Annotated in this window: 23 protein-coding genes; 12 read left to right on the forward strand and 11 right to left on the reverse strand. The window is 45.2% G+C overall.

Going from position 1 to position 25752, the window contains the following annotated elements; genetic code table 11:
* Window positions 1–937: RagB/SusD family nutrient uptake outer membrane protein (locus VM802_RS22675; protein ID WP_325534880.1), on the forward strand; the 937-nt coding region annotated here is incomplete at its 5' end.
* Between the two features lie 129 nt (window positions 938–1066).
* Window positions 1067–4087: a glycoside hydrolase domain-containing protein gene (locus VM802_RS22680; RefSeq protein ID WP_325534882.1), complete on the forward strand. Its 3021-nt coding sequence runs from the start codon at window positions 1067–1069 to the stop codon at window positions 4085–4087.
* Between the two features lie 212 nt (window positions 4088–4299).
* Here the strand turns inward: VM802_RS22680 and VM802_RS22685 are convergent, their stop codons facing one another.
* Complete coding sequence (locus VM802_RS22685; protein ID WP_325534884.1) at window positions 4300–5193, reverse strand: SMP-30/gluconolactonase/LRE family protein; 894 nt, start codon at window positions 5191–5193, stop codon at window positions 4300–4302.
* Window positions 5194–5350: 157 nt separating this feature from the next.
* Here VM802_RS22685 and VM802_RS22690 point away from each other — a divergent pair, with 157 nt between their 5' ends.
* Window positions 5351–6403, forward strand: a complete 1053-nt coding sequence (locus VM802_RS22690) for a nucleoid-associated protein (RefSeq protein WP_325534886.1) — start codon at window positions 5351–5353, stop codon at window positions 6401–6403.
* A gap of 184 nt (window positions 6404–6587) precedes the next feature.
* On the opposite strand, the gene VM802_RS22695 is transcribed toward VM802_RS22690, so the two are convergent.
* The 6 genes from VM802_RS22695 to radA form a co-directional block, all read right to left on the reverse strand.
* Entirely contained in the window at window positions 6588–8036 is a 1449-nt protein-coding gene (locus VM802_RS22695; protein ID WP_325534888.1) for a PSP1 domain-containing protein, read from the reverse strand.
* Window positions 8037–8183: 147 nt separating this feature from the next.
* Window positions 8184–9323 (reverse strand): DNA polymerase III subunit, encoded by a 1140-nt coding sequence (locus VM802_RS22700; protein ID WP_325534890.1) that lies wholly within the window; start codon window positions 9321–9323, stop codon window positions 8184–8186.
* 43 nt (window positions 9324–9366) lie between these two features.
* Window positions 9367–9924 carry a hypothetical protein gene (locus tag VM802_RS22705; RefSeq protein WP_325534892.1) on the reverse strand — a complete coding sequence of 186 codons (558 nt, stop codon included), beginning with the start codon at window positions 9922–9924 and terminating at the stop codon, window positions 9367–9369.
* A gap of 123 nt (window positions 9925–10047) precedes the next feature.
* A complete protein-coding gene (locus VM802_RS22710; RefSeq protein WP_325534894.1) occupies window positions 10048–10572 on the reverse strand; it encodes a glutathione peroxidase in 525 nt (174 codons plus the stop codon).
* A 93-nt stretch (window positions 10573–10665) separates the two neighbouring features.
* A complete protein-coding gene (locus VM802_RS22715; RefSeq protein WP_325534896.1) occupies window positions 10666–11355 on the reverse strand; it encodes a ComF family protein in 690 nt (229 codons plus the stop codon).
* A 28-nt stretch (window positions 11356–11383) separates the two neighbouring features.
* On the reverse strand, window positions 11384–12757 hold the full coding sequence (radA, locus tag VM802_RS22720; protein ID WP_325534898.1) for a DNA repair protein RadA: 1374 nt from the start codon (window positions 12755–12757) through the stop codon (window positions 11384–11386).
* 562 nt (window positions 12758–13319) lie between these two features.
* Between radA and VM802_RS22725 the strand changes: the two genes are divergently transcribed.
* The 8 genes from VM802_RS22725 (at window position 13320) to pyrH (ending at window position 22849) form a co-directional block, all read left to right on the forward strand.
* Window positions 13320–14012 (forward strand): zinc metallopeptidase, encoded by a 693-nt coding sequence (locus VM802_RS22725; RefSeq protein WP_325534900.1) that lies wholly within the window; start codon window positions 13320–13322, stop codon window positions 14010–14012.
* 327 nt (window positions 14013–14339) lie between these two features.
* On the forward strand, window positions 14340–17405 hold the full coding sequence (locus VM802_RS22730) for a SusC/RagA family TonB-linked outer membrane protein (RefSeq protein ID WP_325534902.1): 3066 nt from the start codon (window positions 14340–14342) through the stop codon (window positions 17403–17405).
* A 43-nt stretch (window positions 17406–17448) separates the two neighbouring features.
* A complete protein-coding gene (locus VM802_RS22735) occupies window positions 17449–18828 on the forward strand; it encodes a RagB/SusD family nutrient uptake outer membrane protein (protein WP_325534904.1) in 1380 nt (459 codons plus the stop codon).
* A gap of 261 nt (window positions 18829–19089) precedes the next feature.
* Window positions 19090–19533: a 50S ribosomal protein L13 gene (gene rplM, locus VM802_RS22740; RefSeq protein ID WP_325534906.1), complete on the forward strand. Its 444-nt coding sequence runs from the start codon at window positions 19090–19092 to the stop codon at window positions 19531–19533.
* 14 nt (window positions 19534–19547) lie between these two features.
* A complete protein-coding gene (gene rpsI, locus VM802_RS22745; protein WP_325534908.1) occupies window positions 19548–19937 on the forward strand; it encodes a 30S ribosomal protein S9 in 390 nt (129 codons plus the stop codon).
* A gap of 61 nt (window positions 19938–19998) precedes the next feature.
* Window positions 19999–20982, forward strand: a complete 984-nt coding sequence (gene rpsB / locus VM802_RS22750; protein WP_325534910.1) for a 30S ribosomal protein S2 — start codon at window positions 19999–20001, stop codon at window positions 20980–20982.
* 128 nt (window positions 20983–21110) lie between these two features.
* Window positions 21111–21935, forward strand: coding sequence for a translation elongation factor Ts (gene tsf / locus VM802_RS22755; protein WP_325534912.1), 825 nt, complete (start codon window positions 21111–21113; stop codon window positions 21933–21935).
* Window positions 21936–22159: 224 nt separating this feature from the next.
* Complete coding sequence (gene pyrH / locus VM802_RS22760) at window positions 22160–22849, forward strand: UMP kinase (RefSeq protein WP_325534914.1); 690 nt, start codon at window positions 22160–22162, stop codon at window positions 22847–22849.
* Between the two features lie 75 nt (window positions 22850–22924).
* On the opposite strand, the gene VM802_RS22765 is transcribed toward pyrH, so the two are convergent.
* Complete coding sequence (locus tag VM802_RS22765) at window positions 22925–24043, reverse strand: PdaC/RsiV family protein (RefSeq protein ID WP_325534916.1); 1119 nt, start codon at window positions 24041–24043, stop codon at window positions 22925–22927.
* A 108-nt stretch (window positions 24044–24151) separates the two neighbouring features.
* Between VM802_RS22765 and pdxH the strand changes: the two genes are divergently transcribed.
* A complete protein-coding gene (pdxH, locus tag VM802_RS22770) occupies window positions 24152–24799 on the forward strand; it encodes a pyridoxamine 5'-phosphate oxidase (protein WP_325534918.1) in 648 nt (215 codons plus the stop codon).
* A gap of 96 nt (window positions 24800–24895) precedes the next feature.
* Here pdxH and VM802_RS22775 read toward each other — a convergent pair whose 3' ends face one another.
* The 3 genes from VM802_RS22775 to VM802_RS22785 all read right to left on the reverse strand — a co-directional run.
* Window positions 24896–25012 carry a 30S ribosomal protein THX gene (locus VM802_RS22775; protein WP_325534920.1) on the reverse strand — a complete coding sequence of 39 codons (117 nt, stop codon included), beginning with the start codon at window positions 25010–25012 and terminating at the stop codon, window positions 24896–24898.
* 152 nt (window positions 25013–25164) lie between these two features.
* On the reverse strand, window positions 25165–25434 hold the full coding sequence (locus VM802_RS22780) for an HU family DNA-binding protein (protein WP_012788562.1): 270 nt from the start codon (window positions 25432–25434) through the stop codon (window positions 25165–25167).
* A gap of 129 nt (window positions 25435–25563) precedes the next feature.
* The coding region (locus tag VM802_RS22785; RefSeq protein WP_325534930.1) for a hypothetical protein at window positions 25564–25752 on the reverse strand (189 nt) is incomplete at its 5' end.

Here is a 25752-nt window from a genome sequence, read left to right on the forward strand (position 1 = left end):
TGCACAGATCATTGCTGATCTCAGGAAGGCCAAAGACCTGATGAATGACCGTTCCGTTACCAACAGCTATGCCACCAAATGGGCTGCTATGGGGCTGCTGGCGAGAACGTATCTGTATATGGGCAGGAATGATTCTGCCCGCATCTTTGCAGATTCGGTGATCATCTCCCAGAAATACCAGCTGGTAGGTACTTCAGACCTGCGGGGATACTATACGAAGAACAACGAGAATAACACGGAAACCATCTTTGCTATCCATCATACGCTGCAGGACGACAGAACATGGGGCTCTATTGGCTCTATGTATTATATGTCGCCGGGTGGCATGGGGTATGGGGAAATATATGCTTCAGAATCCTATCTCAAACTGTTAGACAAATATCCGGAGGATGCAAGACATGGTTTTGTACAACCGGTGTACCTGAAAGCAGCAGACGGTACGGATTCAGTAGATGCCGGTGGTAAGAAGGTGCTGGATTCGCGCAATGATGTACCCAAATGGTATGTGCTCAAGTACTCCAACCAGGATAACGTACCTACTTTAAGTTCTCCGGTGGTGCTGCGTCTTGCAGAGATGTACCTGACCAGGGCTGAAGCCAATGCCAAACTGGGAGACAACCAGGCGGCCATCAACGATGTAAATATCATCAGGCAGCGTGCTGGTCTTACTGGCGGTGCGCTGTTCACTACCAGCGACCTGAAAGGCTACGCTTCTGTGCTGGATGTGGTACTGGATGAAAGAAGATTGGAACTGGCGTTTGAAACACACCGTGTGTTCGATCTCTTCAGAAACAACAAAAACATGGTGAGGGATTATCCCGGCGTACAGCCAGGACGTCCGCAGACCGTAAAATATACGGATGCAAGAGTGGTGCATTTTATTCCGGAACAGGAAATTCTCCTGGATCCGAACCTGGTGCAAAATCCTATTCAATAACCATATCCTGAACGCCTCGTAAAACGGGGCGTTCTTTTTTACGGAAATATTCCTGAAAAAGAACCGCGTACGCTGTAAATTCACTGTCCAGTGAACAATGATATAAATAGTTAAAAACAGTTTTTCTACATGCACAACATGAACCACCATGCCCGCATAGTGTCCAAGGCGTTATTGCTGACAGGTTTCTCTCTCAGCTTACTAGGGGCAGCCACGGCCCAGCAGCTGAAATACACAACCGGTGGCAATAGCTGGGACGCAGATTCCCTTGGTAACCACCGCGTAGTTGTTACATTTAACGGCGCCGCAAAAGTAGCCAGGGTGATTATTCCCTGGCGCCGCCGTGATGAACATCCTGAGCAAAAACGTATCATCATTCAGGATGCACAGACAAAACAAAAGATCACTAACGTAAAAGCCTTGTCCATCAACAGAGAGCAAGGTGATATCTGCTTTGAGCCGGCTTCGGGCAAAGGCAGCTATTACATCTACTATCTCCCGTATAAGAATGAAGGGCGTTCTAACTACCCGAAGGGCGTTTATCTTTCTCCCGAACAAACAGCAGACAATAACTGGCTTCAAGCCGTTCCTGCTGCTTTGAAGCCTAACGCCACCGTACAGGAGATACAGGCAATAGATACCTTCAATACATTTTATCCCATGGAGGTGATAGCCACAGCTGCAGAAGAAAAACAACTGCTGCTGAAACATCCCGGCGCCGGATACCTTGTATTCCCTGAAGACAGACAGTTTCCTGTGAAAATGACGGCGGATCTGCCTCAGCGATGGATTCAGAAGGGGCCATCACAGGCATTTGCCGGCCAGGCAGATAAAGGAGAGTATTACGCTTTTCAGCTGGGTATATATGCATTGAAAGAACTGAAAGATGTAAAAATATCTTTCAGCGACCTGAAGACGGCTGACGGTAAATCTATACCAGCAGCGCAACTCAGCTGCATCAATCTCAATGGTACCACCTATGACGCGCAACCGTTTCATGCGATAGTAAACGTACCTGCCGGTAAAATACAGGCGATGTGGTGCGGCATAGATGTTCCTGCCTCTGCGGCGGCAGGGGTTTACAAAGGTATTGTGACCGTTCATCCGGCCGGAGCGCCTGCGATGCCGGTAAAGGTGACATTAACGGTAACGGGTAAACTGGCTGATAACAGCGGTTTCAATGAGCCGTGGAAACAAACCCGCCTGAAATGGCTAAACTCCACCCTGGCACAGGACAATGCCGTGATACCACCCTACACGCCGCTGGAAATGAAAGATAGTGTTATCAGTATTCTCGGCCGTAAAGTAGGTATCAATAAAGAGGGCTTCCCGGCACAGATACAGACTTTCTTTACGCCTGAAATGACTTCCCTGTCCAATCAGGCAAAGAATCTCTTTACAGAGCCGATACATTTTCACTTCACCTCAGCAACAGACGGCAAGGATCTTAAATGGCAAAGTAATGGCTGGAAAATTATATCCCGTGATGCGGGCAAGATCAGCTGGCAGGCTATCAACACCACTAATGGTTTGCAGATGGAAGTGACTGCCTCCCTCGAGTTTGATGGCTTCATGGACTACACTGTGAAAGTAACCGCACTCCAGGATGTGCCACTGAAAGAGATCACTATGCATCTCCCCATGGACAAAGGCGCCTCCAAATACTTAATGGGCTTGGGGCAGAAAGGCGGCCTGCGCCCTGATAAGATCAACTGGAAGTGGGATGTGAAGAACAAGAACCAGGATGGCGCATGGATCGGTGATGTAAACGCCGGTCTGCAGTTCACCCTGCGCGATGAACATTATGTGCGTCCGCTCAATACCAACTTCTATCTCCAGAAACCATTGCTGCTGCCTGCTTCCTGGGGTAATGGCGATAAGGGCGGCATCACCATAGAGGAAAAAGGTAAGTCAATACTGGTGAACAGCTACAGTGGTGACAGAACCATGCATAAAGGCGATACACTTTATTATAACTTCCACCTGATCATTACGCCGTTCCACCCTGTCAACACGGATTTTCAATGGAGTACCCGCTTCTATCACAAATACAATAACCTCGACAGTATTAAGGCTACGGGCGCTACTGTGGTGAATATCCATCATGGCAATGACATCAATCCGTGGATCAATTATCCGTTCATCGAATGGAAAAAGATGAAAGATTACATTGACGTGGCCCACAGCAAAGGATTGAAGGTAAAGATCTACAATACTGTAAGAGAATTATCCAACCATGCGTGGGAAACCTTCCCGCTGCGAAGTCTGGGCCATGAGGTGTACAGTCCCGGCAAGGGTGGTGGCTTCTCCTGGCTGCAGGAGCATGTGAGTGAAGATTACATTGCAGCCTGGTTTGTTCCTGAGTTTAAGGATGCCGCTATTATCAACAGTGGTATGAACCGCTGGCATAACTATTATGTAGAAGGCATGAACTGGCTGGTACAGCGTGTAGGCATTGACGGTATATACCTGGATGATGTAGCATTTGACCGGATCACCATGAAGCGTATCAAGCGTGTTCTCACACAGGACGGACATCCCGGCATCATCGACCTGCATTCAGCCAACCAGTATAATAAAACGGATGGCTTTATCAACAGCGCTATGTTATACATGGAGCATTTCCCTTACCTGAACAGGCTCTGGTTCGGTGAATATTTCGATTATGAGAACAATACTCCGGATTTCTTCCTTACTGAAGTGAGCGGTATTCCCTTCGGCCTGATGGGGGAGATGCTGCAGGATGGTGGAAACCAGTGGCGTGGCATGGTCTATGGCATGACCAACCGCATGCCGTGGACAGAAAACTCTGATCCGCGCCCAATCTGGAAAGTATGGGACGATTTCGGTATGCAGGGAACTAAAATGATTGGCTATTGGGTAGAAAATAATCCTGTGAAAACGGATAACCCATTGGTGCCAGCCACTATTTACAAGAAGGATGGCATTGTGTTGGTATCTATCGCCAGCTGGGCAAAGGAGGACACCACTGTTAAACTACAGATAGACTGGAAAGCGCTCAGCATAGATCCTTCCAAAGCCACAATAACAGCTCCGGATATACGTAATTTCCAATCACAACAAGCCTTTGATAAGAATGGCACTATCCCCGTTGCGAAGAATAAGGGACTGCTGCTGATAATCAAGTAGGAAGGTGATTTTTTGACTGATGACGTCCGAAAATAAAAGTGGGAGGCCCATTTAGACTAATGCTAAATGGGCCTCCTACTTTATATAAAATTGTTATTTATAACTGTTCTCCCTGGTGAGAAACCCCTGGCTTAGAACACTGGTCGGTGTTGGAATACCGGTGTATAGGCGGACTTGATGTTGTGTTCATGAACTTATCAACCAGGCCCGGATCAGTATTTTTTCCCGGGTATTTCCACCCTGAAAGTTTCCACACATTTTCTGTCCTGAAGCGTTACGTATACTGTTTTACCGTCTTTATCCCCGAAGATGAGGTTGCTGCATTGTTTGCCTTTCAGCGGTACTTCCCGGATCAGTTCTCCTTTGGGGGACATTACAGCTACTACGCCTTTGCCCCAGCGGGTGATATAGATATTACCGGCTTTATCGCATTTCATGCCATCGAAACCGAAGTCGGGGAAGCTGGCGAAGAGGGTTTTATTGGAGATGTTCCCGGCATCGTCTACATCATATTTCCAGACGTTACGTTGGTTACTTTCGTTTACATAGAGCGTTTTTTCATCGGGGCTGAGCTCAATGCCATTGGTGGTGCCCATGCCGGTTTCCAGCAGTACCGGGGCTTTTCCGGGATCAATGCGCCAGAGTTGGCCGGTGTTCTTACCCCAGTTGGGGTCGGAGGCGAAAATCCGGTCTTTTTTGTCGATGCAGAGATCATTGGGTTGATTGAACTGAGCAGTATGAGCGTAAACGCTGATTTTCCTGGTTTTCATATCCACCATCAGCACGTTATGTCCTTTGAAGTCGGGCAGGAACATGTATCCTTTGCTGTTGAAGTTAACGCTGTTGCCGATGCTGCTGTCTGGCAGGTTGATGAATATTTCGCCGGCGCCGGTTTTGGTATTGATCTTTCCAACGGTACCGTCGTGTTTGAAGTTGACAACATAGAAATTACCTGCTTTGTCAAAGTTGGGTCCTTCAATGTTTACAGAGAACATATTCTCGGCAGTGAGGTCCTGTGCTGTATAGAGTGGACGTGCAGACTGTTGTGCTATAGACGTGGAACCCAGGCAGGAGAGGGCTGCCAGCAGGTAAATATGTTTTTTCATGGTCATATTTTTTTTAGGACGGTTAAATTAAAAAAGAATTACTGATTTTTCAGTGTATATCTACAGGAGTAATTATTATTAGTAGCGGAATTTATCAGGAAGAAAGTGGAAGCTGGCGCACTCGTCCGACTGTCACTTATTTATTAATTTTGCGCCCATGATTCATGTTTCGGATTTCAAAGACCTGGAGAAGCTCACTATACATAAGGTGGGGAATTCTTCCAATGATGAGGCGCTCGTATGTTCGAAGGCTCCGTTACAGCTGGAGGATGAAACCATCAGCCAGTTGCTGATCACATATTTTATTCAGCCGTTCAGTAATGCTGCGGAATATTTCAGATTTTATCATGAAGCCGATCTGCGGTTAAATGAAATATTTCAATATTGCCGCCGTATATTTACCGACCCTGAAGAATTCCAGGAGCAGTCTGTCAATATTGCCAAACATCTTTATAAACACTCCACCCATCCCAAAATAAAGGGTGGGGAACTGTACATCACCTATTTTCGTAAATGTCAGGTAGATGGCGAAGATGTAGAAGCCATTGGAATATTCAAATCTGAAAACAGGGACACTTACCTGAAGGTATTTCTGACTGATGACAACTATCAGCTGAATTACGAAGACGGTATTAATATTAACAAGCTGGATAAAGGTTGCCTAATCTTTAATACAGAAGAGGAGGAGGGCTACAAAGTAAGTATTGTAGACAGTACCGGTAAGCAGGCGGAAGCAGTATACTGGAAGGATGCCTTCCTGCAGGTACAACGCCGGGAAGACAGTTATCTTCAAACAGAAACGGCAGTGAACATGTGTAAGCAGTTTATTAGTAATAAACTGCCCACAGAATATGAAATGAACCGGGTGGATCAGGTGGATCTGCTGAATAAATCAGCCGCATACTTTAAGGAGAAAGAGCAATTTCAGCTGGACGATTTTGCGAATGAAGTACTAGGACACCCCGAAGCAATAGCATCTTTTAAGGAGTATAAGCGCGAGTATCAGCAGGAGTTCCAGCAGGAATTTCCGGATGAATTTGAGATCTCAGCCCCTGCTGTGAAGAAACAACAGAAAGTGTTTAAAAGCATTCTGAAGCTGGACAAGAATTTTCATATTTATATTCATGGGAACCGGGAGATGATCGAGCGGGGGTATGATGAAGCTACCAGCATGAATTATTATAAGCTGTTGTTTGAAAGTGAATCGTGATAAGGAGTAATACCGGGCGCCTGTGGTGTTGAAAATGTGGGGGAGGATGATAAAACTGATTTTTAATTTTTCTCATAAGCAAAAACCAATTATCAACAAAGGCTGCTCATCTGGGCGGCCTTTTAACATAAATCAAGGAGGGCATCACTGTTCAGTGATGCCCTCCTTGATTTATTGAATATTATTATTGTTTGTTGTTATTGGGATTGTTGGGTTTCGGCTTATGCTTCGGCGGACGGCGGTCCTGCTTTGGCTGCTGTTGTCCTTGTCCCTGTCCTTGTTTGGCGCCTTGTTCCTGTTTCGGCTGCTGGTCGCGACCTTGTTTGGGTTGCTGATGTCCCTGTCCTTGTTGCTGTGGTTGACGGTTTTCCTGTTTAGGTTTCCGCTGTTCCTGCTGACGGCTGTCGGGGCGTTTACCAGTTTTTTGTTCAGGCTTCTGCTGCTCAGTTTTAGGAGCGGTAGCCTGTTTCTGTTCTTTGTCTTTTTCTTTGTGGTGCTGTTTGTGTCTGTCTTTATCTTTCTGTTTGCGCTTCTGCACCGTTTTTTCGAGAGATTTTAGACTGATCTGGCCAACCACATCTGCAAACCCGAGGTCAGTTTCCTTAGGTTTGGTGGTAACCACTTCCACTGCTTTAAGCTCTTCCGGTTTAATACCCTGCTTGTTAAGCTGGCGTATTTCTTTCACACGGGAGATGGTCATTGGATATTGTTTGTTACTGCCTTCATAGGAGTACCACATCAGGCATTTAAAGATATCCCTCTTCTGCAGGGTCGCAACACCTCCAGAGGTTTCGATGGTATCAGCATCTTCAGGGAATCCTTTAAGGGCATCGAGGTAGGTATCCAGTTCGTAGTTAAGACAGCATTTGAGACGTCCGCACTGTCCGGACAGTTTTGCCTGGTTGATGGACAGGTTTTGATAGCGGGCGGCGGTAGTGTTCACGCTCTTGAAGTCGGAGAGCCATGTAGAGCAGCAGAGCTCACGGCCACAGCTGCCGATGCCGCCTACTTTTCCGGCTTCCTGGCGGGCGCCTATCTGGCGCATTTCCACCTTTGCCCTGAATTCGGAGGCATATACTTTGATCAGTTCGCGGAAATCCACACGGTCATCCGCCGTATAGAAGAATGTGGCCTTGCGGCCATCAGCCTGTATTTCCACTTCTGCCAGCTTCATTTCAAGCCCCAGGTTTCGGGCCAGAGCCCTTGACCTGATCAGCGCTTCTTTCTCGCGGGCCTTGTTATCGGCCATCCTTTGAAGGTCGTCATTACTGGAACGACGCAATACTTTTTTCAATTCGGGTGTATCTTCTGCCCGCCTCTTTTTCATCTGAAGTTTCACCAGTTCGCCGGTAAGGCTTACTGTTCCAACATCAAAGCCGCTAACACCTTCTACTGTTACCATCTCTCCTTTATCAAGCATTTGTTTGGTAACGTTGCGGAAGAAATCCTTGCGGCTGCCGTTATTAAAGCTAACTTCTATAATGTCAAATGGCGCTAAGCTATCGCCGAGGGGAATATTGGATAACCAGTCAAAAACATTTAACCGATTACAGCCTCCACTGCTGCATCCTCCATTACTCTTGCATCCCGACGGCTTACCCTCCACACCCGTACCACATCCGGCACAAGCCATATTATTAAATAGTTTAAATTTTATAAATAAGCATTTCAGGTTATTCTAATCCCTTAAAGTACATTTTTCCTTTCAGAAAAACAAAAGGACCGGAAGGAACAAAGGTAAGGAAATGAGCTGATAAGCTGAGGGTGCGTGCCTGCTTAATTACAGAACTGGTAAAGGTTTCTTTTTAAATATATATTGTAGCTTGATGGACAGTGCATGAAACAGCAGCTTGGCATTGGCGTTGCGCTCAATATAATAGCAGGCGTTATCCAGTTCTTCCACAATCTGCTGCATCTGGTTGAGATCAGCCAGTTTGGAGAGCTTGGCGGAGAAGTCCATTTCCTCAGGGGAAAAAGCGAGCTGGCTGCGATCGATGAATTGCAGGCGTAGTGTATGTTCCAGCAGATTGATGAAGTAACGGAGAAACTGTTTCTGGTTTTCACGTCCTGTTTTGGCACTGGAAATGCCTTCTATCCATTCCTGCAGGGCAACACGGTTGCCGGTAAACAGGTAATTGAGCCAGTTGCGTAACAGCTCATGGTAATCATCATCTGAATGCTGGAGCAGGTATACGGCTTCGCGATAGTTACCGGCGGTGATGGTGGCAATCTGTTGCGCCTTAGCCGGAGCAACTTTGCCTCTTTCGGTTAATGCCTTTACCATATCCTCCTTTGTCAGCGGATTAACTTTAATAAGATGCGTACGGGAGAGAATGGTGGCGAGTATCTGTTCCTGGTTTTCAGCAATCAGAATAAAAAGCGTATTCTGTGGCGGTTCTTCAATCAGCTTCAGTAACCTGTTGCCTTCATTGCCCAGGTATTCCGGCATCCACATCAGGAGGATCTTATATCCACTTTCAAAACTTTTCAGGTTGAGTTTACGGATAATATCCTGGCATTCAGTGGCGGTGATGTTACCCTGTTTGTTCTCCGCTCCAATGAATTGGAGCCAGTCGTAAGCATTGCCGTATGGATTGGTATTTACGAATTCGCGCCATTCGGCGATGTAGTCTGTACTTACGGGCTTGTCACCTGCTTTTCGCGGGATCACCGGGTAGGAGTAGTGTATGTCAGGGTGTATGCACTGTGATGCTTTCTGACAGGCCGCGCATTTACCACAGGCACCGTTTGCCTGCTTGTTCTCGCACACCAGGTATTGAGTGAAGGCAAGTCCCAGGGGGAGTCCACCTGCACCTTCCGGCGCCAATAATATCATGGCGTGACTAAGCCGGTTTTGTTCCACAGACTGCATCAGCTGTTGTTGTACAGCTGTTTGTCCTATGATATCTGAAAAAAGCATGGGCGCAAGATAATGAAAAGGGGGATTAATCCTTTACAACCGGCTATTGCAGGGTAACGTAACAGGCATTCTGGAAGGTGCCTTTCCCAGCTATAGCGCCTTTATCAGCCACAAAGGTGAAGGTGCCGGAAACTGTTTTGCGGACTGTGTTTACGCGGTTGATGGTAACGCTGGAGCTGTCAGTGGTAAAGTAACTGATGGAGCCATCTTTGTTTCGCATACCGGCAACTACCAGTCCTCCCTGAAGATTGGCTGTCCGTGAGAATCTATAGGTAGCCAACCGAAGGCTGTCGTTCGTTTTGGCATTATAGGGATACCCCGGATCAATTACATTGATGATGACTTTCATAGTATCTGAGAGTGCTTCCAGGCTCAGATACTTAGTAACGGCGCTATCATTTTCCTGACTGAAGATGGTGTTTGTTACCAATTTCAGCGAATTGGTTTTGTCCTGGAGAGTGGCAGTCATACTGAGCTCCGGGCAGGAGAGTTCAGGCGTATCTATTTTCTGTTGGCAGGCCGTGAATGGCAGGCTGGCGCTTGCAGCAATAATAATTGGTAACAGCTTCTTTTTATTGATCACTTTTTCGAGGTGTTTCATTTATTTGATGTCCGCTAGGTGTAAAATATAATATCAACTAACGCATACGTATGTACGTATACGCAGTTTATTCGGCGCGTATTTTATTACACTCAGGTGGCAAGGGGGTTAAGGACGAAAATGCTATTTTTCAATAGCAGCAATTACTTCCGGTGCTTCGGGTTGGGTTTTTGGGGAAAATACGGCCACCAGGTTACCTTTTTCATCCAGCAGATATTTTTGGAAGTTCCAGGTAACTTCGGCTGGCTCCAGGTGTTTTGCTTTACTCTCGTCCAACAGCCATTTGTAGAGGGGGTGAATATCAGCTCCCTTTACAGAAATTTTAGCGGCCATTGGGAATGTGACAGCATATTGTTTCGTGCAGAACTCTTTGATTTCGTTATTGGACCCAGGTTCCTGTGATCCGAAATTATTGGCGGGAAAGCCAACAATTACCAATTTGTTCTGATATTTCTTATACAATTTTTCAAGACCCGCATATTGAGGGGTGTTACCACAAAGGGAGGCTGTGTTTACAACAAGTATTTTCTTCCCTTTGTACTTTGCAAAGTCGATCTTACTTCCATCAACGGCATCTACCTTAAAGTCGTAGATATGTGAAGCAGCAGCAAAAAACATGACGAGTGAGAGTAAGGCTAGTTTAAGCATAACAATTCAATTGAGAAGACGCACCAAAGATAATAATGTAGCAGACTCAGTGTAAAGATAATCATACCGGTAACAAAAAAATAACTTTTTTGATCAGCGGGTTGTGTACGCGAGGCTGCAGACACTGACGCTGGCGCCGGCGTCCAGCAGTGCCTGGCTGCACGCCTCGGTAGTAGCTCCTGTGGTGATCACATCGTCTGTTAATAGTATATGCCTGCCTGTTACTACCCGTGGATCAGCGCTGAATACAGTGGCCACATTCTGCCAGCGGTCTGTTCTGCCCTGTCTGGTTTGGGTGCGGGTAAACTGCAGCCTGGTCAGTGCCTTTGACAATACCGGTTTTTTTATAATATGCGCAATACCGTTAGCCAGCAGTGTTGCCTGGTTATATCCTCTGCTTCTTTCCTTTGATGGAAAGAGCGGCACTGGTGCCAGCATATCAATTTCACTGATCCAAGGGCTTTCCTGTAACATATAGCCAATTTGCCTGCCCAGCCATAGCGCTATGTCTTTACGTTGCCGGTATTTAAAGCTGTGCACGAGATGTTGCATACCAGAAGACTGGCTGTAATAATAGGCGGCCATGGCATGTTTTATCTGTACGCGGCCTCTGAAGATGTTGGCTACAGGATTACCTTCATAGCGGTGAAACTGTGTGACTGGTAGGGTATCATGGCAGCGCAGACATAACAGGTCATCAGCTGCCGGCAGATCTTTACCACATATTTCACAACAATGGGGATAAAACAGGTGAATCACCGGAGATAACAAACGTATAAGCATTGGGTTAACATTTTAACAGGTATGCAGATCAGAACAGTTGCTGGTATACTTCTTCCACTCTTCCTACGGCAATTACCTCTATATTGAATTTACTAAAATCTATTCCTTTTTTGTTGTAGCGGGAGATAAATATTTTTTCAAAGCCCAGCTTTTCGGCTTCAACAATCCGTTGCTCTATGCGATTTACCGCCCTGATCTCTCCGCTGAGACCTACCTCTCCGGCAAAGCATATTTTATTCGGCAGCGCGTTATCTTCATAAGATGAGAGCAACGCACACAGCACTGCGAGATCAATAGCAGGATCTTCCACACGGAGCCCTCCGGCAATGTTCAGAAACACATCTTTAACACCAAAGTGGAACCCACCACGTTTTTCTAGTACAGCCAGCAGCAGTTGTAATCTGCGCAGATCAAAACCGGTGGCGGTACGTTGTGGGGTTCCGTAAACGGATTGTGTTACCAATGCCTGTACTTCCACAAGTAATGGCCGTAAGCCTTCCATGGTAGCGGATATTGCCACACCGCTCAATAGGTCGTCACGTTGAGATATCAGTATTTCTGATGGATTGGTAACCTGTCTTAAGCCGGTACCAGTCATTTCATAAATACCCAGTTCGGCTGTTGAGCCAAATCTGTTTTTGATGGTGCGCAGAATCCGATAAGCATAATGCTGATCGCCTTCAAACTGAAGTACAGTGTCTACCATATGCTCCAATACTTTCGGGCCTGCAATGGAGCCATCTTTTGTAATGTGCCCGATAAGGAACACCGGTATATTGCTTTCTTTTGCAAAGCGTTGCAGTTCTGCGGCTGTTTCACGAATCTGTGACACACTTCCGGGGGCAGACTCAATCAGTGGAGTGTGCAGGGTTTGTATGGAGTCTACAATAACCAGTTGAGGTTGTAGTTTTTTGATCTCCTGGAATATTGTTTGGGTAGATGTTTCTGTGAGAAGATAAAACTGTTCATTGGAATTCTGGATGCGGTCTGCCCGCATTTTAATCTGTTGCTCACTTTCTTCTCCACTGATATAAAGTGTTTTGATTTGCTTCAGTTGCAGTGCACTTTGCAGGAACAACGTGGATTTCCCGATACCGGGTTCTCCACCTACGAGTACCAGTGAACCTGGTACTATTCCGCCTCCCAGCACGCGATTCAGTTCATTGTCTGGTGTCAGCAACCTTTTTTCCTCAGTAGTTGTTATATCAGACAGGTTGATGATCTTTTGAATGCGGCTGTTTGATGTATCATTTGTTTTCCAGTCATGCCTGGAGGGAATCTCTTTTTGAACACGCTCTTCTACGAATGTATTCCATTGTCCACAACTGGGGCATTTTCCATTCCATTTGGCAGATTCATATCCACAGTTCTGGCAAAAAAATGCGGTTCTTATCTTACTCATAAATTTATATAAAGAAGGATTCTTACAAAGTAAGTTGTTTTGAAAATTATACCATGAAAATGATTAGGGAGGTGATGATAAAAGTGAGGTGAAATGGTCTAAAAAGAGAAAAGAGCCAAACGGAAGATTCCGTTGACTCTTTCTACTTACTAACCCATTAAATTCAGGTCTAAATTACAAAATGGGTTCAGAATAAAAAAGTTTATTTAATTGATGTGAATAACTTTTGATGGTTTTTTTTAATGTCAGAAAGTGGCTTCTATCGCTTGTTTGAGGCTATAGTTTGTCCAATATTACTTTCATTGGCCAGCCGTAAAATGTTGATAAATAGGGTTGATGTTGAGGAATTTTGCATATGAAATATTTATAATAAGACATTTCTGTTGAGAACTGAAAAACCGCCGAATTTTCATGTTTTTGAATAGATTTTGCCAAAATGGCAGTGTTAAATTTCTGAAATTTAGGGGGCCAACGGCCTTGGCAGTTAAAAGCTAAATATTCCTTAAAACGAACTGAATGGAGGGATATTTGTGCCTGCTATTAAAACCTAATTCTAAAAATAATGACACCAGGAATCAGTTTTGTATCGCTGATTTTTGTAGGGATCAGCATGTTGGTAAGTTTTGTATTGAAAAGTAAGTTCCGCACTTACAGTGAGGTACCAACCTCATCCGGGCTTACCGGCAGGCAGGTGGCTGAGAAAATGCTGCGTGACAATAATATCTATGACGTTCAGGTAGTGTCTGTTGAAGGATTTCTGTCTGACCACTATAACCCGGCTACCAAGACGGTGAACCTGAGTGCTGATGTGTATTCTGGCGCTAATGTAGCCGCTGCCGCCGTTGCTGCGCATGAATGCGGCCATGCCGTGCAGCACGCAGCGGCATATCCCTGGCTGGGCTTGCGTTCCAGACTGGTACCCGCCGTGCAGGTGAGCTCTACGCTCGTATCATGGGTGCTGCTGGCTGGTATCTTCCTGATTAACCGCTTCCCGGAATTGCTCCTGGGCGGTATTATCCTTTTCGGTATCACTACCCTTTTTTCGGTAGTGACCCTGCCTGTGGAGTTTGACGCTTCCAGACGTGCCCTTTCATGGCTGGACAGTAGTCGCCTGATGCAGAAAGACGAGCACGATAAGGCCAAAAATGCCCTCTGGTGGGCTGCCATGACCTATGTGGTCGCTGCGCTGGCATCCATCGTTACGCTTTTTCAATACATTTTGGTTTATATGGGAGCTAGAAATAGAAATAATTAATTGATTCTTAATATATTAAAAAGATTGCGCAGCTACCTGCGCAATCTTTTTTGTTTATATTTATCAAGAAATATCTTTAACACTTTTTTAAGAAGTTACAAATATTTACTTTTAGAACCAGTTAATATTTGCTTATTGAAAATGCTTTGTAACAGTTTTATTGAAAAGCTTGTCTGTTAACAAATTTGAAGCATACTCAATCACGCGAAGGGCAGTGTAATTATTTAGTAGACGTTTTTCAACCAATGTCGCTCAACCAAGTTCTATTACTATCGCTTTTTCTATGACTATAACTGAAATCTAAACTTAAACATCAACCATCTGTCTATGTCCCGATTTTTCTCATGGCTGACCATGCTGATGCTCCTGTGCATGGTTTCGTTTGCCCAATCAAAACAAATTACCGGAAAGGTAACCGATGCCAAGGACGGGAGCCCTTTGCCAGGCGTTACGGTGAAAACCAAAGGTGCTGCCGGCGGTACTATTACCGCCGCAGACGGCGCATTTAAATTATCGGTTCCAGGTAATGTGAATACCCTCGTCTTTACCTTCGTAGGGTATGCAGACCAGGAGGTATCTATTGCAGGTAAAAGCAGCATTACGGTGGCTTTATCTGCCGGGAACAAAGATATCTCCGAGATCGTGGTAGTTGGGTACGGAACCCAGCTGAAACGTGAAGTAACCGGCTCTATTGCAAAAATCAACGCCAAGGAAATTGAGGATGTACCTGTTCCCAGCTTCGAATCAGCTATACAAGGAAAGGCTGCCGGCGTTGTAATTGAGTCGGGAAGCGGAAGACTGGGCCAGGGATTAAAGGTAAGGGTGAGAGGTACCTCCTCTATCTCCGCCAGCAACCAGCCGCTTTATATTGTAGATGGAATGCCGGTAGAGTCCAGCCTGCAGACGGACGACGACAATGAAATTACCAATCCACTTACAGACATTAACCCTAACGACATTGAATCTGTAGAGGTACTGAAAGATGCTGCTGCTACTGCTATCTATGGTGCGCGTGCATCCAACGGTGTTGTACTGGTGACCACCAAAAAGGGTAAACTCAATCAACGCACTGTTTTCAATCTCGATGTAAACACCGGCTGGGCTACGCCTACGATGAAACGTGGTTTTCTCAACGCCAAACAATATGTGGAATTGATCGAGGAAGCAGCTGTAAATGACGGTAAGACTGATTTTAGAAACCACGATACCGGCTATGGATCAGAGCCTGAAGCTATTGCTGCTTATAAGAAATCATATGAATCAGATATCCTGGATAATTACTCCCTCGGAACGGACTGGCGCAACGGCGCGGTGAATACCAACTGGGAGAATGAAGTATATCGTCACCCTGCAAGGTCAAACCAGATCAACCTTTCCGCTACAGGTGGTAGCGAGAAGACCCGCTTCTTTGTATCCGGATTCTATAGTTCCCAGGAAGCTATTGTAATCAATAATAAATTCACCCGCTACGGCGCCCGTCTGAGCCTCGATCATGCGGCTACTGATAAACTGAATGTAGGGATCAACCTCAGTGTAAACCGCTCTCAATTGGACAGGATTTCACAGGACAATGAGTTTTCCTCTCCAAGCCAGCTGGTGGCCCAGATCCCCATCTCACCCATCATTGATCCCAATACAGGCAAGCTCAATTCAAAAACCTTGTATGATAACGGATTGTTTGACGCTCAATACGACAGCGATAAACAAATATCTTTCCGTACCCTGGGCAATGTATACGCCACTTACAATTTCCTGCCGTGGCTGAACTTCCGCTCAGAACTGGGTGCAGACATCCTCAACATGAACGAGGATTATTTCAAGAGCAAACTTTCTTTAGATGGTGCCGGTATTGGGAAAGGCCAGTCTATCAATGCCCAGAGCGTATCTCTCAATACCAATAACTTCTTTACTATTACACCTTCATTGGGAAGTAGGCATAAATTGTCCATGGTGCTGGGTACTAGTTATCTGCAGAATGAGAACCGCAATAATATCACCCAGGGGGAATCATATCCTTCCGATGCTGTGAAAAACCTGTCTGGCGCTACAGCTATCACAACAGGTATCGGGAAGAATTTCAGGTATACTTTCCTGTCTTATTTCTTCAGGGCCAATTATGCATACAACGAAAAATATCTCGCCAGCTTCAGTATCAGAACAGACGGGTCTTCCCGCTTTGGTCCCAACAACAGATATGGCGTGTTCCCGGCAGGATCGCTTGGCTGGGTAATCTCGCAGGAAGACTTCCTGAAGGAATCAAAAGCGATTAGCCTTCTGAAGCTCAGGGCCAGCGCAGGTCTTACAGGTAACGCTGAGATCGGGGAGGGCCGCTTCCTTTCTTTGTATAAGATCACCAACTATCCCGATCTCCCGGGCTTTCAGCCATCACAGCTGGCTAACCCTGATCTCCGCTGGGAGAAGACTTTTCAGGCTGATGTTGGTCTGGAATTCGGTTTCCTGGAGAACAGGATTTCCGGTGAGGTGGATGTGTACAAGAAAAATACATCTGACCTTTTGCTGGACGTGAATATCCCGCTTACTACGGGATATGGGATCATTACCCAAAACCTGGGTAAGATGGAAAACAAAGGGATCGAGTTTTCGTTGAACACCCGTAACCTGGAAGGAGAATTTAAATGGACAACCAGCTTCAACATAGGATTTAACAAAAACAAAATCACCAATCTGCAGGGGCAGGTGATCAAGAGCGGCAGCCAGCGGGCTGTAGAAGGACAGAGTATTGGTACTTTCTATATGCCCAGATTTATTGGTGCAGATAAGGAAACCGGTGATGCACTATATATGGATTCAACAGGTAAGCCGACCAATAACATCAATAGGGCGCCTGAAGTAGTGGTGGGTAGCTCCAATCCTGATTTTACGGGGGGCTTCACCAACAACTTCTCTTACAAAGGTTTTGATCTGAGTGTGTTTTTCACATTTGTTCACGGGAATAAAATATTCAATTCTGCCGGTACTTTCCAGACTGCCGGATTTGGCAATGGTTACGACAACCAGACGCTGGATATTCTCAACAGATGGCAGAAGCCAGGTGATATAACAGATGTACCCCGGGTAAGCATTACTTACCCGACTGGCTACCAGACCTCATCCCGCTATATTTACAACGGTTCCTATATCAGGCTGAAGAATGTAACACTGAGCTATAATCTACCTAAACGCATTATTGAAAAGCTGAAAATACAGGGTATTAAAGTATATGCGGCGGGGTATAACCTGTGGACTAAAACAGATTACATCAGTGATCCTGAGGTAAGTACTACGCCACTGGCCGGCAGTTCTAACACTACCAGGAATATCTCCAGCGGTGTGGACCGGTATACGATTCCGCAGGCAAAGACGTATGTGGTGGGTCTTAATGTACGCTTCTGATAAAGAGTACGGATAATTGTTATCATCAAACAAAAAACAGAACATGAAACTCAGAAAATATATTCTTCATGCATCCTTGGCTGCCTGTACACTGGCACTGGCTTCTGGCTGCAACAAGAAACTGGACGTGCTCCCATCTCAGGAAGTTACTCCCGGACAGATCACAACCAGTGAAGATGTAAAAGCTGTATTGGCAGGCTGTTATGCCTCTTTGCAACATGCAAATGCATTCGGGGAGCGGTACCTGGTAGTAGCAGACCTTTTGGGGAGAGATAATGCTATCAACTTCGTGGGAACATTCGCTGCTTACAGGGCAATATCGGTGAAGCAGCAGGACAGGAACTCTTCTATTGCAGAAGATATGTGGGCACGTGCCTATATTACCATAGCAGGCGCTAATACGGTATTGGATAAGATCGGGGTGGTAAATAAAGATGAACAGAAGGTGGTGACAGCTGAAGCGAGGTTCATCAGGGGGATCACCTATTTTGAGCTGGTGAATTTCTATGCGCAGCCTTGGTCTGCCGGCAATACGACCGCAAATGATGCCGTACCTATTGTGCTTGAACCAATATCATCGTATGATCCTACGCGCGACAAGCGGCCGCGTGCTAAGGTGAGTGAGGTATATAAGCTGGTGATCGATGACCTTACCGCAGCATTGAATGACCTTCCGGAGAGCAACGAAAATGCAAGGGCGACCAAATATGCAGCAGAGGCGTTCCTGGCAAGGGTGTATATGAATCAGGGGAGGTATGCTGAAGCGGCTGCTGCAGCCAATGATGTGATCGCCAAAGGAGGGTTTGTGCTTGTTACCTCTGTTGATAAGGCATTTAATAACAATACCAATTCCACCGAAGATATTTTTGCGATTCAGCAGAATAAGCAAAGTAATGCGGGTACCACTGATAATGGAGTGGCTACTTTTTATTCGGCAAAGCCTGTGGGTAGGGGTGATCTGCAGATCATGGCAGACTGGCTGAACAATTACGAGGATGGGGATGACCGTAAGGCATTTGTGTATGAAGGCACCAGTATTTCAGGGATTGACGGCACTTATACAGGTAAATGGAAACAGCAGTATAAGGTTGTGCCGGTGGTGCGTTTGTCTGAAATGGTGCTGACGCGTGCAGAGGCTAATTTCCGCAGTGGTGGCGCTCCGGTGGGAGGGGTAACGCCGCTGGCCGATGTGAATGCCGTCCGTGCACGTGCGCACGCCGGTGATCTGAGTGTGGTTACTGCTGATGATATTATAAGCGAACGCTTCCGGGAGCTGGCATTTGAGGGTGACCGGCTCTGGACTATCAAGCGATTGAAGCTGAAGCTGGGATCGCGTGATTACAATGATCCGATCCTGGTGTTGCCGGTGCCGCAGACAGAAAGGGATGTGAATCCGAATATGACGCAGAATACAGGGTACTGATATATTAAGCCAAAAGTTCAAGAGGGGTATTTCCGTTAGGGATACCCCTCTTTTATTTGATGTTAATTTTTAATATCAACAGCGTCGCTGGCTGGTGTTAATAACTTTAAAACAAAATTTTTATTGAAAATCAATTGCTTGTAAAGGTATTGTGTAAAAAAGTAGGTGAAATTCATGGTTATTAAGAATGTGGAATGTACCTTTGCACTCCTTCTGATAGGGGAATTGTTTACAAGACGTAATTTTTTATCGTATACAACAATGAATACATTAAGTTTTAAAACTAAATCGGCTAACGACGCTTACGTAAAGCGCGACTGGTACATTGTAGATGCTACCAACCTGACTCTTGGTAGAGTGTGTGCCAAGATGGCGGCCATTTTAAGAGGTAAGAACAAGCCTTACTATACGCCTCATACTGATTGTGGTGATTTTATCATCGTGATTAATGCGGATAAAATTTCTTTGACCGGCAATAAAATGGATGAGAAAGAATACATCCACTACACCGGTTATCCTGGTGGTCAGAGGATTGAACTGGCGAAAGACCTGATCCGTCGTCGTCCTGAGGTGATGATTGAAAAGGCGATCAAAGGTATGCTGCCTAAAAACCGTCTGGGTCGTAAGATGTTCAAAAAGCTGTTTGTGTATGCAGGTGCTGAGCATCCTCATGCTGCACAGAAACCACAACCTTTAACTTTCTAATTTTTCTCTGATACATGGAAAAGCAAAAAAATACAATTGGTCGCCGTAAGGAAGCTGTTGCCCGTGTTTACATCAACAAGGGTACCGGTAACATTACAGTTAACGACAAAGATTATAAAAACTACTTTTCTCTGATCTACCTGCAGAACCAGGTGGAGCTGCCTTTAAAGACTATCGACGCTGTTGATAAGTTTGATGTGAAAGTGAATGCACAGGGCGGTGGTATCAAAGGACAGGCAGAAGCTATTAAACTGGGTATTGCCCGCGCACTGTGCGAAGTAAATGCTGAGTTCCGTCCTGCACTGAAAGCTGCGGGTCTGCTGAAACGTGATCCAAGAAGCGTAGAACGTAAGAAACCAGGTAAAGCTAAAGCTAGAAGAAGCTTCCAGTTCTCTAAACGCTAATATTTGAGCAGTTGGCTAATAGCTAAACATTATTTGATCCTTTTAATTGAGTAATATAAACATGGAAAATAATACCTCATTGCAGCAGCAGTTACTGGAGGCAGGTGTTCACTTCGGTCACCTGAAGAAGAAATGGAATCCTAAAATGCTGCCTTATATTTTCGCAGAAAAGAAAGGTATTCATATCATTGATCTGAATAAAACCGTAGAAGGTTTACAGGAAGCAGCAGCTGCCCTGAAATCTATCGCAAAGAGCGGTAAGAAGATCATGTTCGTTGCAACTAAAAAGCAGGCGAAAGAAATCGTAGCTGACGCTGCGCGCAATATCAATATGCCTTATGTTACCGAAAGGTGGCTGGGTGGTATGCTCACTAACTTCTCTACAATCCGCAAGAGCGTAAAGAAGATGCAGAGCATCGAGAAAATGCTGCAGGACGGCACTTTCGACAATATCACTAAAAAGGAACGTCTTACTTTAAGCCGTGATAAAGAGAAAATGGAAAAAGTGCTGGGTGGTATTGCACAGCTGGCTCGCGTACCGGCTGCTCTGTTCATGGTGGATATCAGCCACGAACACATCGCACTGGCTGAAGCGAAACGTCTGGGTATCACTACCTTCGGTATGGTGGATACTAACTCAGATCCAAGCAAAGTAGATTTCGCTATTCCTGCGAACGATGATGCTACCAAATCTATCGCTATCATCACCAGCTATATCTGCGCTGCTATTGCTGAAGGTCTTTCTGAAAGAGCAAGTGAGAAATCTGAAGAAGTAGAAGAGGAAGAAGAAGCAGACGATAAAGCTCGCAAATTCGACGTTGAAGGCGGTGAAGATCGTGAAAGAGGTCGCAAACCAGGCGGCGGTGGTCGTGGTCAGGGCGGTCCTGGCACAGGCGGTGGCCGTGGTCCTGGTGGTGCTAATCGCGGCACTGGTGGCGGAAACCGTGGTGGCGGTGGTGGAAACCGCGGCGGTGGCGCCGGCGGTGGTCAGCGTCGTCCGTCTAATGCAGGCGGCGGTGGTCCAAGGAAACCAGCTGGTAAATAATATATCTGAACCTTTACTATTAGCCTTTAGCTGTTAATTTAATAATTGATTAACTGCTAAAGGCTAATAGCTACAGTGGTTCATAGTAATTTGCATAAATTTTTACATTATAAAACTAATTATAGCTCATGGCAACAATTACAGCAGCTGATGTAAACAAACTGCGTCAGCAAACTGGTGCTGGTATGATGGACTGCAGAAAGGCACTGGTTGAAAGTGATGGTGATTTCGAAAAAGCAGTTGACTATCTGCGTAAGAAAGGACAGAAAGTAGCTGCTCTCCGCTCTGACCGTGAAACTAAAGAAGGTGTTATCATCGCTAAAACTTCTGCTGATGGTAAAACTGGTGTTATCGTAGGTCTGGGTTGCGAAACTGACTTCGTTGCTAAAAACGAGGACTTCGTTAAGTTTGCGCAGGCTATCGTTGATCTGGCACTGAGCAAAGGCATCAAAACTATTGAAGATCTGAATGCAGCTCAACTGGATGGCGCTACTGTAGCTGATAAAGTGAACGATCAGGTAGCTAAAATCGGCGAGAAAATCAGCCTGAATAAATTCGAATTTGTTGAAGGTGGTGGCGTAACTGCTTACATCCACGGTAACTACCGTATGGGTGTACTGGTTTCTTTCTCTAAAGCAGTTTCTGAAGAAGTAGGTAAAGATGTTGCTATGCAGATCGCTGCAATGAATCCTATCGCAGTAGATGCAGACGGCGTTCCTGCTGATGTTATTGCACGCGAAAAAGAAATTGCCGTAGAACAGGTGAAAGCAGAAGGCAAGCCCGCTGAAATGGCTGAGAAAATCGCTATGGGTAAAGTGAACAAATTCTTTAAAGAAAGCACCCTGCTGCAGCAAGCTTTTGTTAAAGACAACAATAAATCCGTTGGCGATTACCTGAAATCAGTTGATGCTGAGCTGAAGGTTAACAGCTTTAAGCGAATCGCTTTAGGTTGATAAAATCATATTCAGAAAAAGGAGAGAATACAGGTTCTCTCCTTTTTTTTGCGCATTATCAACCCGGCGCATTCAAATAAGGTAAAAAGTAAAAAAATAACCGCATTTTGCAGTTGCTTTCAGCTTTTTGCTTTTATGTTGTATCTTAGGATACCGTAATTACACCAGAAAAATCAGAGTCTTACAATATTTTAAGCGTCATGTTGCCAAAGTACAAGCGAATTTTGCTCAAATTGAGCGGGGAGGCCCTTATGGGGGATGCAAATTATGGTATTGATCATAAGGTAATTACCCAGTATGCCTACGATATCAAAGCAGTAACTGATCTCGGTGTACAGGTAGCCATCGTGATAGGTGGAGGGAATATCTACCGTGGAATGAACGAAGCAGAAACCGGAATTGAGCGGGCACAGGGAGATTATATGGGGATGCTTGCCACTGTTATTAACGGAATGGCATTACAGAGCGGCCTTGAGAAAATTGGTCTTTACACCCGTCTGCAATCTGCTATCAAAATGGAACAGATCGCAGAACCGTATATCCGTCGCCGTGCTATCAGACATGTGGAAAAAGGCCGTGTCGTTATATTCGGTGCAGGTACCGGTAACCCTTACTTTACCACTGATACTGCTGCATCTCTGCGTGCTATTGAAATCCAGGCTGATGTGATTCTCAAAGGAACCCGCGTGGACGGTATCTATACCGCTGATCCGGAAAAAGATAAAACAGCCGTTCGCTACGAAACTATTACCTTCTCTGAAGTATACCAGAAATCTCTCAACGTAATGGATATGACAGCATTTACCCTTTGCCAGGAAAATAAGCTGCCTATCATTGTGTTTGATATGAACAAGCCTAATAATCTCCTTAATGTAATTATGGGGAAAAACGTGGGCACCCTGGTACAGGGATAATTTAAATTTATTTATGTGGTTATGTAGCTATTTTGTTTCTGAAACAAAATAGCTACATAACCACATAAATAAATTTTAGTTTTTTAAGAGCGGTTTCAGCTCAGTGAACGGAATAAACAATGTTACCTGCCCCAATGCATAAGGCCCGATCTCATAAGGTACATAACTAAATGCAACCCCCTTATCAGTAACGATGAGATTATCATTTGCCGGAATTGTCTTTACCAACAGGTTCTGATACAGCATTTCATCTTCCCCGATCTTGTACTTCTTCCTGAAAGCCTTATCCAGCAGAGGACTTAGTTTCTCCTTGTAACCTGTCTTAAAAATATCCGCAGGCGTGATCACTTTTTTCTTTGAGAGGTCAAGTGTAATGTAAACAGCATTCCAGTTGCCGTGTGCACCGCCTGTGAAATCGTAGGAATATTTTTCTATAACAAGATAGGGCCAGGTGTTCCATACAATTCTCATCGCATCGTCTGTAGTCCAATTCCAGGAATTAGCCTGTGTTTCATCGTTCAGTTCGCTGCTGTCTGCATCTTTGGCTGCCACCTGGTAGGAGATCTTAAAGGAGTCCATATCCATTTTGATGTATTGCTCAGGTGTGGTTACATATGTGCTGGAGGTGATCTGCCTTTTCAGAAAAGTTGCTAATGAAGAATCAACGGAGGAATCGGGCCAAATAATACTGCTGGAGACCATACCTATAGGTGACTGCGGGTTGGAGGCTATCAGGTGAAGGGAATCGGTATCGTAATAGACGCGGAACGGAACGGCCCTTCTTAGATCTGTATGCAGCTCAAAGTGATGGGAGGTGCTGTCACCATGCCATACACCTTTGAAGATACCATCGTCGCTCAGTGTACCGCCGAAGAAGCGTTCTTCACCGCCAGCAGTGGTTTCTTCATAGAGCTTCACGAGATTGGAATCGAGACTGCCCCAGATATTGACGGGTTGTCCGATGCTATCATAGCAATAGTAGCCGCCAAACAGATGGGGGGCTGTTTTCAGCAATTGCATGGTGATGTGTTTGCCACCTACTACGCCTTTGAGTTGTGTATAAAAGTAAGGAGTGCTTGCAAGCGGGATTACAAGAATAGCGGTGTCGCTGCCCGCCTTTGCAGGCGTGCTATTGGTATGGCAGGAAAACAGGGCCGCTGTTGCCAGCAGGAACGATAAGAAAGTTTTTTTCATATCATGATTTATATCAGGTCCGTCAAAATTACTATTATCCTTCCATAACTTTGCCTGATAGCTATCAGCCGGTGGCTGTTAGCCATTGTTCAGATAAATGGATATACCATGTTAAACCAGAAAGTAGCTGACTTACGAAAAGATTACAGGCTGGCCTCCCTCGATGAAAAGGACGTGGCGCCACATCCGCTGCAACAGTTTGATAAGTGGTGGAATGATTCGCTTAGCAGCGAGATAGATGAACCTAATGCCATGACACTGGCTACCAGCACGGCCAATGGCCGCCCGTCTGCCAGGATCGTGTTGCTGAAGAGCTTTGATGAAAACGGTTTCCTGTTTTTTACTAACTATGAAAGCCGCAAGGGGCAGGAGCTGGCAGAGAACCCGCATGTAACCCTTTTGTTTTTCTGGAAGGAACTGGAGCGCCAGGTTCGTATAGAAGGCACCGTTGTAAAGGCTGATGCTGGTATCAGCAACGAATATTATAACAGCCGGCCAATGGGCAGCAGAATAGGTGCTATTGCTTCTCCGCAGAGCAAAGTAATCCCTGACCGTTCTTTCCTGGAAGAACAGGTAGATAAAGTGGTTGCAACCTATGAGAAAACTGTGCCTGAAAGACCTGATTACTGGGGTGGGTATGTGGTGAAACCACAGGTTATTGAGTTCTGGCAGGGAAGAAGCAGTCGTTTGCACGACCGTATACTGTATACGCTTACCACTGAAGGAAGCTGGAAAATAGAGCGCCTGGCCCCATAAGATTTAGTTATTTGGTTATTTAGTTATTTGGATATTTTGTTTCAAAGAGGTACCTCTTTTGAAACAAAATATCCAAATAACTAAATAACCAAATAACTATGCTTTCTTCTCAGTCTTAGCTGCAGCAGCTTTCCCGGTTCTTGCAGGTCTTGATTTACCGAAAGATTTGTTGGATATCTTACCTCTTTTGGTTTTAATATCTCCTCTACCCATAACGAATGATTTGAAGTTTGTTGTTATAAAATAATGATGTTATCAGTCTGCAAATTACTGTAATTCGCTGAAATTCTATACTGTCGCCCTTTTAGGCATAAAAAAAGCAAGAAACATAAGTGTTCCTTGCTTGAATAAGTTGTGCTAACTGATTAGAGCTTGTCAGATAAAGCTTTACCAGCTTTGAATTTAGCAACTTTCTTAGCTTTGATCTTGATGATCTGGCCAGTCTGAGGGTTTCTACCGTTACGAGCAGCACGTTTAGAAACTGAGAAAGTACCGAAACCAACCAGAGTTACTTTACCACCTTTTTTCAGGGTATCGGCAACAGCTTTGGTGAAAGAATCCAGAGCTTCGTTAGCTTGGGTTTTGGTGATACCTGCATCTTTAGCAAGCTTGTCGATTAATTCGGCTTTGTTCATAGTTAGTAAGATTTAACTAGTGAAAAAATGTTTGATGTGAGCAAATATAGCGCGTTTTATCAGATTACCAAATTTTTTACAAATTTTTTATAGAAAATTTTATCGGCTGAAAAACGCTACTGGTAACGGTTACAGCTGATTGGACAGTTGGGAGCTAAAGGAGGTTCTTTTAGCGACATCCTGTAAAACCCTGTGCCATAGCATATTTCCCAGTACTTTTGTAATAAACGGGGCTTTGGTCCAAGTATTGTACCAAACTACAGAGCCCTTGAAAATAGTGGATTTCCTGTGGATAAGTTTGGGTATAACGACCGGAAT

Origin of the sequence: Chitinophaga sp., from assembly GCF_035538455.1 — a bacterium.
In the GTDB taxonomy this organism is placed as follows: Bacteria; Bacteroidota; Bacteroidia; order Chitinophagales; family Chitinophagaceae; genus Chitinophaga.